Source organism: Bradyrhizobium neotropicale (assembly GCF_001641695.1).
In the GTDB taxonomy this organism is placed as follows: Bacteria; Pseudomonadota; Alphaproteobacteria; order Rhizobiales; family Xanthobacteraceae; genus Bradyrhizobium; species Bradyrhizobium neotropicale.
The window spans coordinates 201,298-214,739 of sequence record NZ_LSEF01000047.1 but is presented as its reverse complement, the minus strand read 5'-3'; the positions used below and the strand labels follow the sequence as shown (position 1 = coordinate 214,739).

The window sequence follows — 13,442 nt, the reverse complement described above, 5'->3', positions numbered from 1 at the left end:
GATATGGCGTTAACGTTGCGCAGGCAATGCAATATTCGGCGCGCGCAGGTTGCCGGGCACATGTTACATTGCCGTCATGAGCATCGATGTCGTCGACCTCCGCGAATTCTATTCCCGTCGCCTCGGCATCGTGGCGCGGCAATTGATCAATCGCGGGATTAGGGAGCGCTGGCCGAACGCCGAGGGCCAGCGGGTGCTCGGCATCGGCTATCCGACGCCCTATCTCGGCCTGTTCCGCGAGGATGCCGAGCGCTGTATCGCCTTCATGCCGGCGGCCCAGGGCGTGCTGAAATGGCCGACCGGGCGGCCCGCGCTGGCCTCGCTGATCGATGAGTTCTCGCTGCCCTTACAGGACGCCGCGGTCGACCGCATCCTGCTCGTCCATGCGCTGGAAATGTCGGACGATCCGGCGGCGCTGCTGCGCGAGGTGTGGCGGGTGCTGTCGCCGTCCGGCCGCGTGATAGCGGTGATCCCGAATCGGCGCGGGGTGTGGACCCGTACCGACAACACCCCGTTCGGCCACGGCCGGCCCTATTCGCGCTCGCAGATCACCGACCTGCTGCGCCAGACCTGGTTCACGCCGACCGCCTGGGGCGAGGCGCTGTTCATGCCGCCCTACGCCGGCGGATGGGTGCTGAAATCGGCGCAGATGTGGGAGCGGGTCGGCGCGGCGCTGTCGCTGCCCTTTGCCGGCGTCCACATCGTCGAAGCCACCAAGCAGGTCTATCGCGCGATCCCTGCCACGCGCGAGCGGGCGCGGCTGATTCCGGCGCTGACGAAGCCCGTGCTGGTGCCGTCCTCGACAACGGTGACGCGCGGCTAGAAACAGGCAGCTCAAAAAAATGTCCCGGCGAGGCCGGGACATTGCACTTCAACAAATCCGAGAGAGATTGCGGCTTACTCGCCGGGGGCGAGATCGTCGCTCGATCCCGCTGGAGCGGCCTCGCGCTCGGGGCGCGGGCCATGCGGCCGGCGCCGCCGCCGCGGATAGCGCTCACCGCTGCCGCCCTCGAAGCTGCCACCCTGGCCACCATTCATCTGCGGCTGCGCGCCGGTGATGAAGGACGGCAGCCGATCGACACTGCCCGCATCGGCGACGACCGGCTGCGGCTGATTCTGCGGTTGCGGCTGGGGCTGATACTGCTGCTGCGGGCGATGTTCGCGCTCGCGGTGCTCGCGCGGCTGCTGCTGGTCGCGCTGATAGGGCTGCTGGTTGTCACGTTGATGGTCGCGCTGGCCGTCGCGGTCGCGCTGATAGTGCTGCTGCTGAGGCTGTGGCGCGAAGCCCGGCTCCTGGCCGAAATTCGAGAAATTCTCGCCGTCGTCCTCGCTGTCCTCGCTGACGGTCTCCTCGCCGCGCGGCTGCTGCTGGTTCTGGCGGAACTGCTCCTGGGCCGCCGCGATCATGCGGAAATAGTGCTCGGCATGCTGGTAGTAGTTCTCTGCCGCGACGGGGTCGCCGGAAGAGCGCGCATCGCGCGCGAGCTGAAGGTATTTTTCGGCGATATGCGAGGCCGTGCCGCGGATCTTGATATCGGGTCCGTTGGACTCGTAGACCCGGGTCATCGGGTTCTGGCCGCGCCGGTTGTTGTTATTGTTATTCCGGTTGCGCATCCGCTGCTTGTTCTGACCGTTTCTCATGTCCTGCCTTTAATTCCAGCCCTAAAAGTTGCACGCATTGACTGACTGCTGAGTGACCTGATGGCAGCGGCTCACTTCTCTTGCACGCACCGCGCGCAAGAGCGGCTCAAGCCCTGCCGATGTTCGTCGACCGTCGCGTTCAACAAAGACGCGTTCCCCACTCGCCAGCATCCATCGCCAGCGAACCCATTCATTTCGCCTGCCGAAACAAGCCCTGTTTTCTTGCGTAAGTCTTCAAGCGCAATATCAGGCTTTCGTTCACGTTGCGGTCGGAAAGCTGCGCAGCTCCACGGGCCATCGCGCTAACAGGACCTGCGGCTTGGAACCTTTGATCAGTAAAGCTCTCGCCCTGAGAGCCCGGTCTCGCCCGTAGATCTACGGGGCCGGTACCGATGTGTTGACCGGAACGTAGTCGTTCCCACGGGATATTCCAAGAGCTTTTTACAGTCCAATCGGGCTTTTATGGGGGCATTTTTCGGGCCGAAACGGCCCTCGGAATGCCCGCCAGATCGGCCCTCGCTGGCCTGTCCACCTTTAACGCGGCAGCAGCCATCAAGGTTTCAATGCCCTGGGCCTGGCCCTGTCCGGCCTCGACAATCAAGGCGCCGCCCGCTGCGAGACGCTCCGCCGCTTGCGGAATCAAGGCGCGATAGGCATCGAAGCCGTCATGCCCGCCGTCGAGGGCAAGATGCGGGTCGTGCTCGCGTACCTCCGCACTCAGATTCACGATGTCCGCCGAGGCGATGTAGGGCGGGTTCGACACGATCAGATCGAACGGGCCCGCAAGGGCCGCGGCATAGTAGCAGGCGACGAATCCGGAGCGGTCGGAAAGGCCAAGGGCAGCTGCATTGTCGCGCGCCGTGCCGAGCGCCGTCAGGCTGACGTCGGTGCCGACGCCGAAGGCGTCGGGAATCTCGTGCAGCAATGCGAGCAGGATGGCGCCCGACCCGACACCGATGTCGGCGATCCGCGGGGGGCGTCCCGTTCCCGGGAGCTCGCGAAAAATCTCCAGCGCCAGCTCGACTACGGTTTCGGTGTCCGGTCGCGGCACCAGCGTCGCCTCGGACAATCGAAATGGCAGGCCCCAGAATTCCCGCGTGCCGAGGATGCGTGCGACCGGCTCATGTGCGAGCCGGCGCTGCGCATATTGCTCGAGCCGCGCCGCCTCCTCGACCGTGAGCTGTCGCCCCGCCTGCGCGATCATGCCGGTCAAATCGAGGTCCAGCGCCGCGCCGACCAGCAGGCGCGCGTCCAGTGTGGCCTCCTCGATGCCGGCCGATTGCAGCCGCGCCGCCAGGATGCGCCGCGCGCTCTCGATGCTGTCGCCGAATTTGGAATTTGCCGCCAATGGAGCCACCTACCTAGCCTCGTGGATAGATCGGCGGCCGCGCTTGCGTCAACGGAAAGGAGCGCGTTTGATCGCGCCGGCAACGACGGTGAACCGCATGACGGCATATGACGATCAGAATGTCTTCGCAAAGGTCCTGCGCGGCGAGATTCCCTGCTTCGAGGTCTTCAGGGGCGACCGTACCTTCGCCTTCCTCGACATCATGCCGCGCTCGCCCGGACACACCCTGGTCATCCCCAGGGCGCCTGCGCGCGGCATCCTGGATATCGCCGAGGACGATCTCGCCGCGGTCGCCCGTACCGCCAAACGGATCGCGGTCGCGGCGACGACGGCCTTCGACGCCGAGGGCATCATCATCCAGCAGTTCAGCGAGCCGGCCAGCGGGCAGGTGGTGTTTCACTTGCACATGCATGTCATGCCGGTCAAAGCGGGTGTCGAGCTGCTGCCGCCGCAGACCCGCAAGGAGAATCCGGCCGTGCCGAGCACGCCAGGCGAATGATCGCGGCGATCGGCGGCTGACGAAGGCTAGACGCCGAGATAGCGCTGCAGCAGCTCCGGCTGCGCCTTGAGTTCCTGCGCCGGACCCTCATGCACGATGTGGCCGTTATTGATGATGTAGATCCGCTGCGCCAGCGCCAGCGTCGCCGCGAGGTTCTGCTCGACCAGAACGATGGTCTGGCCGGCGGCCGCAAGCTCCCGGCAGGCCCTGACGAGGTCGTGGACGATGACCGGCGCCAGTCCCTCGAACGGCTCGTCTAGCAGAATGATCTTGGGGTTGCGCACAAGGGCCCGCGCGATTGCCAGCATCTGCTGCTCGCCGCCGGAGAGCTCGGTGCCACGGTTGTTACGCCGCTCCTTCAACCGCGGAAACATCGCGTAGATGCGCTCGAGCGGCCACCGCTTCGGCGCGGTGAAACCGGCGAGCACGATGTTCTCCTCCACCGACAGGCTGCCGAAGATCCGACGCTCCTCGTGCACGAGCTGCATGCCGGCCTGCGCGATCCTGTGGCTCCTGCGGCCGGCGATGTCGATGCCGTCGAACCTTATGGTGCCACTGCGCGGCGTCACCACGCCCATCAGGCTCTTCAGCGTCGTGCTCTTGCCGGCGCCGTTGCGTCCGAGCAGCGCAACCACCTCGTGCCGCTCGACGCGCATGGCGACATCGAACAGGATGTGGGAATCCCCGTAATAGCTGTTCAGGCCGTTGACCTCGATCAGGCTCATGCGGCGATCTCTCCGTTCACGCCGCCGAGATAGGCCTCCTGCACCGCGGCGTTGGTCCTGATTTCCTCCGGCGTGCCGTCGAGCAGCACCCGGCCCTCCTGAAGCACCGTCACGCGCTGGACCAGCTCGAACAGCGAATCCATGTCGTGGTCGATGATGATCATGGTGCGGCCACGCGCGATCGATTTGAGCAGCTTGACGGTCTCGACGCGCTCGCGCGGGCTCATGCCGGCGAGCGGCTCGTCGAGCAGCAGCAGCCGCGGCGAGGTGGCGAGGGCGAGCCCGATCTCGAGCCTGCGCTTCTCGCCATAGGCGAGCTCGGCGACCTGCGTGTCGGCGCGCGCGGTCAGATTGACCAGCGCGAGCGTGTGCTCCACCTGCTCCGACAGGCCCTTCACGTTCGCGAGCTTGCGGAACAGGTCGAGCCGGAACTTTCCGCGCAGCTCGGCCAGCGCGGCGATGGTCAGGTTCTGCCGCACCGTCAGTCCGGTGAAGAGCTGGTTGACCTGGTAGCTCTTGGTGAGCCCGAGCTGACAGACTTCGGTGACCTTCAGTCCCGTGATGTCGCGCCCCTCGAACACGATCTGGCCGGAGGTCGGCGCGATCTCGCAGGTCAGCATCTTGAAGAAGGTCGATTTGCCGGCGCCGTTGGGACCGATGATGCCGCGCAGCTCGCCCTGATCGACGCTGAAATCGACATTGCTGTTGGCGACAAGGCCGCCGTAGCGTTTGGTGAGGCCGGTGGCTTTCAGGATCGGCCCGGAATAGGCGGGATGCGCGACCTCCCTCGCCTGCATCGGCGCAGGCAGGGGCCGCGCAGCCCCGATCTCAGTCTGTTGCTCCGCCTCCTTCCGCGCCCGTTTGCCGGACACGAGGCGATAAAGGTCTGCGAGACCGCCGACGATGCCGCCGCGCAGGAAGCAGACCAGCAGCACGAACACGACGCCGAGCACGAGCTTCCAGGCCGCTCCCAGGTCCAGCGCGGCCTGGAGGAAATCCTGAAGGAACAGCCAGACGGCGGCGCCGACCAGCGGCCCGAACAGCGTGCCCCTGCCGCCGATCGCGGTTTGCATCACGAGCTGGCCCGAAGTGTCGAAAGTGAAGGCGTCGGGCGGCATGAAGGCCTGGAGCACGCCGAGCAGGCCGCCGGCGAAGCCCGCATAAGCCGCGGCGATCACGAAGGCGGTCAGCTTGTAGCCGTGGATGTTGTGGCCGACCGCGGTGGCGCGCAGCGGGTTGTCGCGGATCGCGCTGAAGATGGCGCCGACCGGCGAGCGGACGATCCTGAGCGCGATGATGACGCCGATGAAATAGCACAGGGCAATGAACTGATAGAGCGACCAGCCGTCGGTGAAGTGGATGGTCGTGAAGCCGAGATTGAAGCTCGGCATCGGCACGCCGGGCAGGCCGTTCTCGCCGCCGGTGAAATCCGACAGCGGATTGAACTCGACGAAGTAGAACACCTCGGCGATCGCGACCGTGATCATGGCGAAGTAGATGCCGGTGCGGCGCAGCGCGATCAGGCCGATCACATAGCCGGTCGCGGCGGCCGCGATCATGCCGATGATCAGCGCGACCAGCACATTGCCGAAGCCGGCGCGGGTCAGGAGGTAGGCGGCGACGAAGCCGCCGGTGCCGTAGAAGGCGGACTGGCCGAACGACAACAGGCCGGTGAAGCCGAACAGGATGTCGAAGCCGAGCCCGAACAGGCCCCAGACCAGGATCCGGTTCACGGTGTTCGGTGCGAAGCCGAGATGGGGCAGCACGAAGGGGGCTGCGATCAACCCGATTGCGGTCAGCGTCTCGATCAGGAACGGGCGTTGCTTGAGCATTGCGAAATCACTTACTCGCGGCCCTGGACGCCGAGCAGGCCATGCGGTCGCACCACAAGTACGAGCGTCATGGCCGCAAACAGCATCACATAGGCGTAGCCGGGGTTGAACATGGAGGTGACGCTGATGATCTCGCCGGCGATCAGGCCGCCGAGTATCGCGCCCGGGAACGAGCCGACGCCGCCGATCACGACCACCACGAAGGTCTCGACCAGGATGTCGTCACCGACGCCCGGCGTCAGCGACACCACCGGTGCGTTGACGATGCCGGCAAAGCCGGCCGCCATCGCGCCGATGCCGAACACCACCATGAAGACGCGGTAGACGTTGATGCCGAGCGAATCCACCATCACCGAGTCCTCGATGCCGGCGCGCACGATCATGCCGAGCCGGGTACGGTAGAGCACGAGGAACAGCGCGCCGAGCGCGATCGCAACGATGCCGACCACGGCGAGGCGGTAGGTCGGGTAGTACATGAAGCCGAGATTGGTGATGCCCTGGAACAGCGGTGGCGGCGAAACCACCTGCGACTGGCTCGAGAAGATCAGGCGAACGATCTCGACGAAGCAGATGCCGAGCCCGAAGGTGACGAGCAGCTGATCCTCGTGCGGGCGGTGATAGAAATGGCGGATGATGACGCGTTCCATCAGAACGCCCAGCAGCATCACGAACAGGGAGCCGGCGATGACCGCGACAATGAACGAGCCGGTATACTGATAGGCGACGAAGCCGGCATAGCCGCCGATCATGAACATCGCGCCGTGCGCGAGGTTCAGGACGCCGAGCGTGCCGTAGATGATGGTCAGGCCGGAGCTGATCAGCGCGAGCAGCGCGCCGAGCGCGAGCCCGTTGAAAAGCTGTGAAACGAGGTTGGGCCAACTAATCATGCAACGATCAATGTTGTGGCGTGCAAACGGCGCGCGCAAAAAGGTGACGCCGCAGGAGCGCAAAGCGGCCCGCGGCGTCACAGGGGTTAACGCGGGCTCAGGTGTAGTCGCCGAGATGGCAGCCGAAGGCGTCCGGCTTCTGCATCAGGCCTTCGCCCGGAACGATCTCGACGACGTCGTACCAGTCCTCCTTGTTCTTCATGTCCTTCTGCATCTTGCCCTTGACGATGATAACGGGCCGGACGCACTGATGATCCTCGGCCCGGTAGTGCACGTCGCCGACAAGCGAAGGCAGGGTCTCGCCCTTCTCATAGGCCTTGATCACGTCGGGCGGATTGAAGCTGCCGGCTTCCTCGCACATGCGGGCCCAGTGCGCGAAGCTGACATAGGCGTTCTCCGCGCCCCATTCCGGCTTGTAGCCGTACTTCTTCTCGAAGGCCTCGTTGAACATCTTCGCCAGCGGGAACTTGTCCTCGATCGTCCACCAATAGTCGGTGGCGGCGTAGACACCCTGCATCAGGCCGCCGGTCTCGCGCGCGATGAAAGGCACCTGGTACGGAATGACCAGCTTCATCTTGTCGAGCACGCCGAACTGCTTGGCCTGCTGGGTCGAGAGCACGGCATCGTGCCCCCAATTCACGTTGATGAGCACGTCCGCGCCGGAGTTGGCGACGTTGAGCAGGTATGAGGAGTAATCCGGCGCGCCGAGCGGGGCGACCTGGTTGGTCGCGGTCGTCCAGCCTGCGGTGGCGAGGAAGTCCTGCATCGACTTGGTCACGGTGTGGCCGTAGGTGTAGTCCGGCGTGAGGTACGCCGCCTTCTTGTTCTTGCCGAACTCCCTGACCATCACGGGTCCGATCGCCGCAGCCGCGGTCTGGCCGAAGAAGTCCTGGCGGAAGCCGTAGCGGACGCAATCCTTGCCGGTGGTGTCGTTCGAGCCGGAGATGCCGCATACGAACAGCACGTGCTCGCGCTGGGCGAGCTTGTTGAGCGCGACCGCGACGGCGCTCGACGTGCCGCCGGTGATCATGATCGCCTTGTTCTCGCTGATGAAGCGCTGCTGCGCCTGCACCGCCTCGTTGGGCTTGGCCGCGGAGTCGGCGACGCCGAACTTCAGCTCCTTGCCGAGCACGCCCTTGCTGGTCTTCGGCGAGATCTTCTTGATCAGATCATGGCCGCTGTTGATGTGCTCGATCGCGAGCTGATAGCCCTTGAGCTCGTCCTCGCCCTGCACTGCATAGGTGCCGGTGCGCGGAACCGAGATGCCGATGAAGGCCGTGGAACCCGAGACGGCTGCAGGATAGGTGCCGATCGCCGGCTTGTCCTCGGCAAATGCCGGCATCGCGGGCAGCATCGAGCCGCCAATGAGACCTGCGGTCGTTTGAAGCAGGCTGCGGCGCGAGATGCCGCGGCCGAGGCCACGGCGGATGAGTTTGTCAGTCATATCGCTTCCTCCGAACAACACTCTTGTTTTGCAGGCGCAACGCAACCCGCCCGCTATCCGACCTCGATGGCCGGAACACCGGGCACGTCACATCCACGTGTAGCTCTTCCCGTAAGCATTGCTTGTGAAGACCTTCTGTCAATTTCGCCTTTGGTCGAACGACGAAAATTACCTCGTGAAAACATATCGGGTCACGATATATATTAGTCTTTGTGAGTACGAGACCGGCGAGTTCGGCGAACGAAATGACGCGGCAGACGAGACCGGCGAGTGCCGGGAAGCGGCAATCCTGGCCGCAAGAGGCGGAGCGGCCCGCGGGGGAGGGAATCGACCAGCGCACGCCGCCGCACTCCGGCGATGCATCGCGCACGTCCGAACCGCGCAGCCCGCCCATCGGTCGGAGCGGGCCGGTCGGCGCCGTTCAGGGTAAGCCCGCCCCCGGTCCCATGAAGACGCTGAGCGTGCGCGCTCAGAACGTTCTCAAGGAGCTCGCGGTCGAGCTCACGGGTGAACAGCCGCCGAAGGGGACGTGGTCGCCGTCGCGCGAGCTGCTGCTCGCGCTGACGGCCGAGCGCCTCGTCACCGCGCGCAACTGTGGTCCTCACACGATGCGCGAGATCATCGATTGGGCGCAGGGCTGCGGCGTGACGATCAAGCCGGCGATCAAGGCCGGCGGCTCGCTTTCGGAGATGTGGTCGGGATTGATCGCCAATGGGGCGGCCGGTGCCTTGACCAGCAGCGAGATCGTCAGCGCGCTCCAGCGTTCGATCAGACGGAAAAGTGTCCGCATCCCGATCGCCTTTCAGGTCATCCTGGTGAAGATCCTGCTCTCCAGCTTCGAATAGGCGGCGGGCTTCTCGACTTTCGTGACGCCGATAATTGTGCATCCGCGCTGCCTCGCAGTTGGTCCGGCTTGTCCTTCCTTGCTAATCTCGACCACTGGTCCACGGACGGGTCGAAGAAGGCTGGGATGGTTCAATCGAAGCGGGAAGCAGGCCGCGCGGCGTCTGTGCGACCCTCAAAGAGCGGCGCGATGCGCGAGTCCGACTACGCGGCGCTTGCGCAATTTCGCTATCAGCTGCGAACCTTCCTGGCGTTCAGCGAAGCCGCGGCCCAGCGCGCCGGGCTGACGCCGCAGCAGCACCAGGCACTGCTCGCGATCAAGGGATTTGGCGGCCGCGAGGCCGCGAGCGTCGGTGACGTCGCGCGCTTCCTCCTGATCCGGCACCACACCGCCGTGGAGCTGATGAATCGCATGGTGAAGCTGAAGTTGATCGTGCGGGAAGCCGACCCGCAGGACGCAAGGCGCGTCCTGGTCAAGCTGACAGCCAAGGGCGAGCAGAAGCTGCGATCGCTGTCGCGGATTCATCTGGACGAGCTGGGGGCCGCCACGCCGGCGCTGAGCAAGATCCTGCGATCGTTCCGCACCAAAGCGCGCTGAGGCACGGGACTTACGCCGCGGCGCCTTGCGCTGCGAGCTGGGCGGCCTGGTGCTCGGTGGTCAGCGCGTCGATCAATTCGCCGAGCGCTTCGCCCGCGATCACCTGCGGCAGCTTGTAGAGCGTCAGGTTGATGCGGTGGTCGGTGACGCGTCCTTGCGGGAAATTATAGGTGCGGATGCGCTCGCTGCGGTCGCCGGAGCCGACCTTCTCCTTGCGGTCGGCGGAGCGCGCCGCCTCGAGCCGCTGGCGCTCGGCGTCGTAGATGCGCGAGCGCAGGATGTTCATGGCGGAAGCGCGGTTCTTATGCTGCGAGCGGCTGTCCTGCATCATCACCACGATGCCGGTCGGGATATGGGTGATGCGGATCGCCGATTCGGTCTTGTTGACGTGCTGGCCACCGGCACCTTGCGCGCGCATGGTCTCGATCCGCAGATCCTCGTTCTTGACGTCGACGTCGACGTCCTCGACCTCCGGCAGCACCGCGACGGTGGCGGCAGAGGTGTGGATGCGGCCTTGCGTCTCGGTGTCGGGCACGCGCTGCACGCGGTGCACGCCCGATTCGAATTTCAGCTTCGAGAACGCGCCGCGGCCCTGCACCTCGGCGATGATTTCCTTGTAGCCGCCGACGGTGCCTTCGCTGGCCGAGATCACCTCGACCTTCCAGCCCTGCAGGCTCGCGAAGCGTTCGTACATCCGGAACAGGTCGCCGGCGAACAGCGAAGCCTCGTCGCCGCCGGTGCCGGCGCGAATTTCCAGCACCACGTTGCGGTCGTCCATGGCGTCCTTGGGCAGCAGCGCGACGCGGATTTTTTGGACGAGGTCTTCGATTTTCGGATTGAGCTCGTCGCGCTCGGCTTCCGCCATGCTGCGCATCTCGGAATCCATTGCCGGATCGGCGATCAGCGCCTCGGTGTCGGCGAGTTCTTTCACGGCAGACCGATAGGTCTTCACCGCGTCGATCAGCGGAGTGATCTCGGCGAGCTCGCGCGTGACCTGCACATAGCGATCGGACGCGAGCTGGCCGAGCGATTCGGCCTCGAGCGAGGCGTGGTGCGCGAGCAGGACGTCCAGTTTGGCTTCGGGGAGTGACGACATCGGTTCAGTCTCAAAGAGCGTGCGGAGGGAGGGCGAAAGCGAGGCGGACAGGCCCGCTACAACGCCAGCCCCTCGGCTTCGGCGAATTCCGTCAGCTTCTGCCGGATCGAGACGCTGCCAGTGGGCGCGTCCAGCAACGGGCCGAGCATTGCCTCGGCCTTCTTCGCATCGAGATCGATGACCATCGCCTTGACCGGGCCCAGCGCGGTCGCCGAGAGCGACAGCGAGCGATAGCCCATCGCGATCAGGGCCAGGGCGCCAATCGGCTTGGAGGCCATCTCGCCGCACAGCGAGAGCGACTTCTTCGCGGCATTGGACTTGCGCGCGATCTCGCGCAGCACGCGCAGGATCGGCGCCGACATGGTGTCGAAGCGCTCCGAGACCTTGGCATTGCCGCGATCGACCGCGAACAGGAATTGGAACAGATCGTTGGAGCCAACCGAGATGAAGTCGACTTTCTTAAGGAGCTCGTCGAGCTGGTAGAGCAGCGCCGGCACCTCGACCATGGTGCCGATATCGATGCGTTCCGGCAGCGTGTGGCCGTGCTGGCGCAAGTAAGTCAGCTCGCGCTCGACCAGCGCCTTGGCGGCATCGAATTCGGCGACCTCGGAAATCATCGGGAACATGATGCGCAGCGCGCGGCCGCCGCCGGCGCGAAGCAGCGCGCGGATCTGGCCGCGGAGCAGACCGGGCCGATCGAGCCCGAGCCGGATCGCGCGCCAGCCGAGCGCCGGGTTCTCCTCGATCACGGTCTCCATGTAGGGCAGCGCCTTGTCGCCGCCGATGTCGAGGGTGCGGAAGGTGACCGGTTTATTGCCTGCGGCATCGAGCACGGCGCGGTAGAGCGCGAGCTGGTCGCTGGTGCGCGGCAGGCTCTGGCCGACCATGAATTGCAACTCGGTACGGAACAGTCCGATTCCGGCGCTGCCGGTGTCGTCGATATGGGGCAAGTCGATGGCGAGGCCGGCATTGATCATCAGCTCGACCTTCTCGCCGTCCTTGGTGACGCAGGGCCGGTCGCGCAGCGCCAGATACTGCGCCTGGCGGCGGGCGCGGAAGCGCACACGCTCGGCAAAGGCGGCCTCGATCTCCTGCGAGGGGCGCACATAGATCGAGCCGGATGTACCGTCGACGATGATGGCGTCGCCGGGGTCGGCGATGCCCGGTGCGTTCGGCACCTCGCCGACCGCGGGAATGCCGAGCGCGCGCGCCACGATCGAGACGTGCGAGTTGGCGGTGCCTTCCTCCAGCACGATGCCGCGCAGGCGCTTGCGGTCGTAGTCGAGCAGTGCTGCCGGTCCCATCGCACGCGCGATGACGATGGCGTTGTCGGGCAGATGCTCGCGCGAGGGTGCGTGGTCCTGGCCGACGAGCTGCCGCATCAGGCGGTAGCCGAGGTCTTCCAGGTCGTGCAGACGGTCGCGCAGATAGGGATCGGTCGAGCGCAGCATGCGCGCGCGGGTGTCGGACTGCACGCGCTCGACGGCGGCCTCGGCGGTAAGGCCGGTCGCGACCGCCTCATGCAGCTTGTGCGACCAGCCCTGGTCGTTGGCGAACATGCGGTAGGCTTCGAGCACGTCGCGATGTTCGCCGCCCTCGGCGACGTCGCCGCGCTCCAGCATGCGGTCGAGGTCGGAGCGCAGCTTGGCAAGCGCGGTGTCGAGCCGCTTGATTTCCTTCGGCAGGTCCTCGGCGATGTAGTCCTTGATGACGACGCGCGGCTCGTGCAGCACGACATGGCCGAGCGCGATGCCGTCCGACAGGATGGCGCCGACCTTCTGCGCGGAATGGCGCGCGGCCGGCTCCAGGCCCGGCTGGGCGAGCGCGGACAGTTCGCCGGAGGCGATCAGCTCCGCCAGCACCATGGCGGTGGTCTGCAGCGCCTCGAGCTCCTCCTCGACATAGTTGCGCTTGGCGCGGTTCTGCACCACCAGCACGCCGAGCGTGTTGCCGGCGCGCAGGATCGGCACGCCGAGGAAGGAGTGGTAGATTTCTTCGCCGGTCTCCGGGCGGAACGAGAAGGCGGGATGGGTCTGCGCGTCGCTCAAATTGAGCGGCGTCGCCTCGCTGGCAACCAGGCCGACCAGGCCCTCATGGGCGCTCAGCACGGTATGGTGCACAGCCTCGCGGTTGAGGCCTTCGGTGGCGTAGAGCTCGAGGGTGTTGTCGATGCGCAGCACATAGACCGAGCACACCTCGGCCACCATGTTGGCGGCGATCAGTACCACGATCTTGTCCAGCCGCTCCTGGGCCGAGACCTGCTCCGCCATGGTTTCGCGGAGCCGTCTCAACAAGACGCGGGGACCTCCCGATGCGCTCCGCATGTGCCGTCAATCTCCCTCATCTACCAGGGGCCCGGAGGCCCTCGGCGGTTCGCCCGAAGAATCCAGAAAAACAACAAACTTGCTCATCCGGCGCCGGCCCCAGCATCGCTTGAGCCGAATCGGCACCGCCTAAACTGGGGCACAGTTTGTGGCAGCCCACCCTGTTCGCCGTATAGCGAATTAGGGCTTGTTTTGCCAAGCAAAA

The 13,442-nt window shown here is 65.5% G+C and carries 11 protein-coding genes and 1 pseudogene; 4 read left to right on the top strand and 8 right to left on the bottom strand.

Annotated elements, in window-relative coordinates:
* Positions 1-76 precede the first annotated feature (76 nt).
* Positions 77-823: a class I SAM-dependent methyltransferase gene (locus AXW67_RS15930; protein WP_027553393.1), complete on the top strand. Its 747-nt coding sequence runs from the start codon at positions 77-79 to the stop codon at positions 821-823.
* Positions 824-897: 74 nt separating this feature from the next.
* On the opposite strand, the gene AXW67_RS15925 is transcribed toward AXW67_RS15930, so the two are convergent.
* On the bottom strand, positions 898-1,641 hold the full coding sequence (locus AXW67_RS15925; protein ID WP_063678631.1) for a DUF4167 domain-containing protein: 744 nt from the start codon (positions 1,639-1,641) through the stop codon (positions 898-900).
* Between the two features lie 460 nt (positions 1,642-2,101).
* Positions 2,102-2,989, bottom strand: a complete 888-nt coding sequence (gene prmC, locus AXW67_RS15920; protein WP_430648717.1) for a peptide chain release factor N(5)-glutamine methyltransferase — start codon at positions 2,987-2,989, stop codon at positions 2,102-2,104.
* A gap of 97 nt (positions 2,990-3,086) precedes the next feature.
* Between prmC and AXW67_RS15915 the strand changes: the two are divergent.
* Positions 3,087-3,508, top strand: a pseudogene (locus AXW67_RS15915) (HIT domain-containing protein).
* Positions 3,509-3,514: 6 nt separating this feature from the next.
* Here AXW67_RS15915 and AXW67_RS15910 read toward each other — a convergent pair.
* The 4 genes from AXW67_RS15910 to AXW67_RS15895 all read right to left on the bottom strand — a co-directional run bounded on the left by AXW67_RS15910 (position 3,515) and on the right by AXW67_RS15895 (position 8,376).
* A complete protein-coding gene (locus AXW67_RS15910; RefSeq protein ID WP_063678629.1) occupies positions 3,515-4,213 on the bottom strand; it encodes an ABC transporter ATP-binding protein in 699 nt (232 codons plus the stop codon).
* A complete protein-coding gene (locus AXW67_RS15905; RefSeq protein ID WP_063678628.1) occupies positions 4,210-6,045 on the bottom strand; it encodes a branched-chain amino acid ABC transporter ATP-binding protein/permease in 1,836 nt (611 codons plus the stop codon). The genes AXW67_RS15910 and AXW67_RS15905 overlap by 4 nt, the downstream gene beginning before the upstream one ends.
* 11 nt (positions 6,046-6,056) lie before the next feature.
* Positions 6,057-6,932 (bottom strand): branched-chain amino acid ABC transporter permease, encoded by an 876-nt coding sequence (locus AXW67_RS15900; RefSeq protein ID WP_027553399.1) that lies wholly within the window; start codon positions 6,930-6,932, stop codon positions 6,057-6,059.
* Between the two features lie 97 nt (positions 6,933-7,029).
* Positions 7,030-8,376, bottom strand: a complete 1,347-nt coding sequence (locus AXW67_RS15895; RefSeq protein WP_063678627.1) for a substrate-binding protein — start codon at positions 8,374-8,376, stop codon at positions 7,030-7,032.
* A 245-nt stretch (positions 8,377-8,621) separates the two neighbouring features.
* On the opposite strand from AXW67_RS15895, the gene AXW67_RS15890 reads away from it, so the two are divergent.
* Positions 8,622-9,221 carry a hypothetical protein gene (locus AXW67_RS15890; protein ID WP_201723674.1) on the top strand — a complete coding sequence of 200 codons (600 nt, stop codon included), beginning with the start codon at positions 8,622-8,624 and terminating at the stop codon, positions 9,219-9,221.
* 125 nt (positions 9,222-9,346) lie between these two features.
* Positions 9,347-9,817, top strand: coding sequence for a MarR family winged helix-turn-helix transcriptional regulator (locus tag AXW67_RS15885; protein ID WP_063678626.1), 471 nt, complete (start codon positions 9,347-9,349; stop codon positions 9,815-9,817).
* Positions 9,818-9,827: 10 nt separating this feature from the next.
* Here the strand turns inward: AXW67_RS15885 and prfA are convergent, their stop codons facing one another.
* Together prfA and ptsP are read right to left on the bottom strand one after the other, a co-directional pair.
* Complete coding sequence (prfA, locus tag AXW67_RS15880) at positions 9,828-10,913, bottom strand: peptide chain release factor 1 (RefSeq protein WP_027553403.1); 1,086 nt, start codon at positions 10,911-10,913, stop codon at positions 9,828-9,830.
* A 56-nt stretch (positions 10,914-10,969) separates the two neighbouring features.
* Positions 10,970-13,237, bottom strand: a complete 2,268-nt coding sequence (gene ptsP / locus AXW67_RS15875; protein ID WP_027553404.1) for a phosphoenolpyruvate--protein phosphotransferase — start codon at positions 13,235-13,237, stop codon at positions 10,970-10,972.
* Positions 13,238-13,442 lie beyond the last annotated feature (205 nt).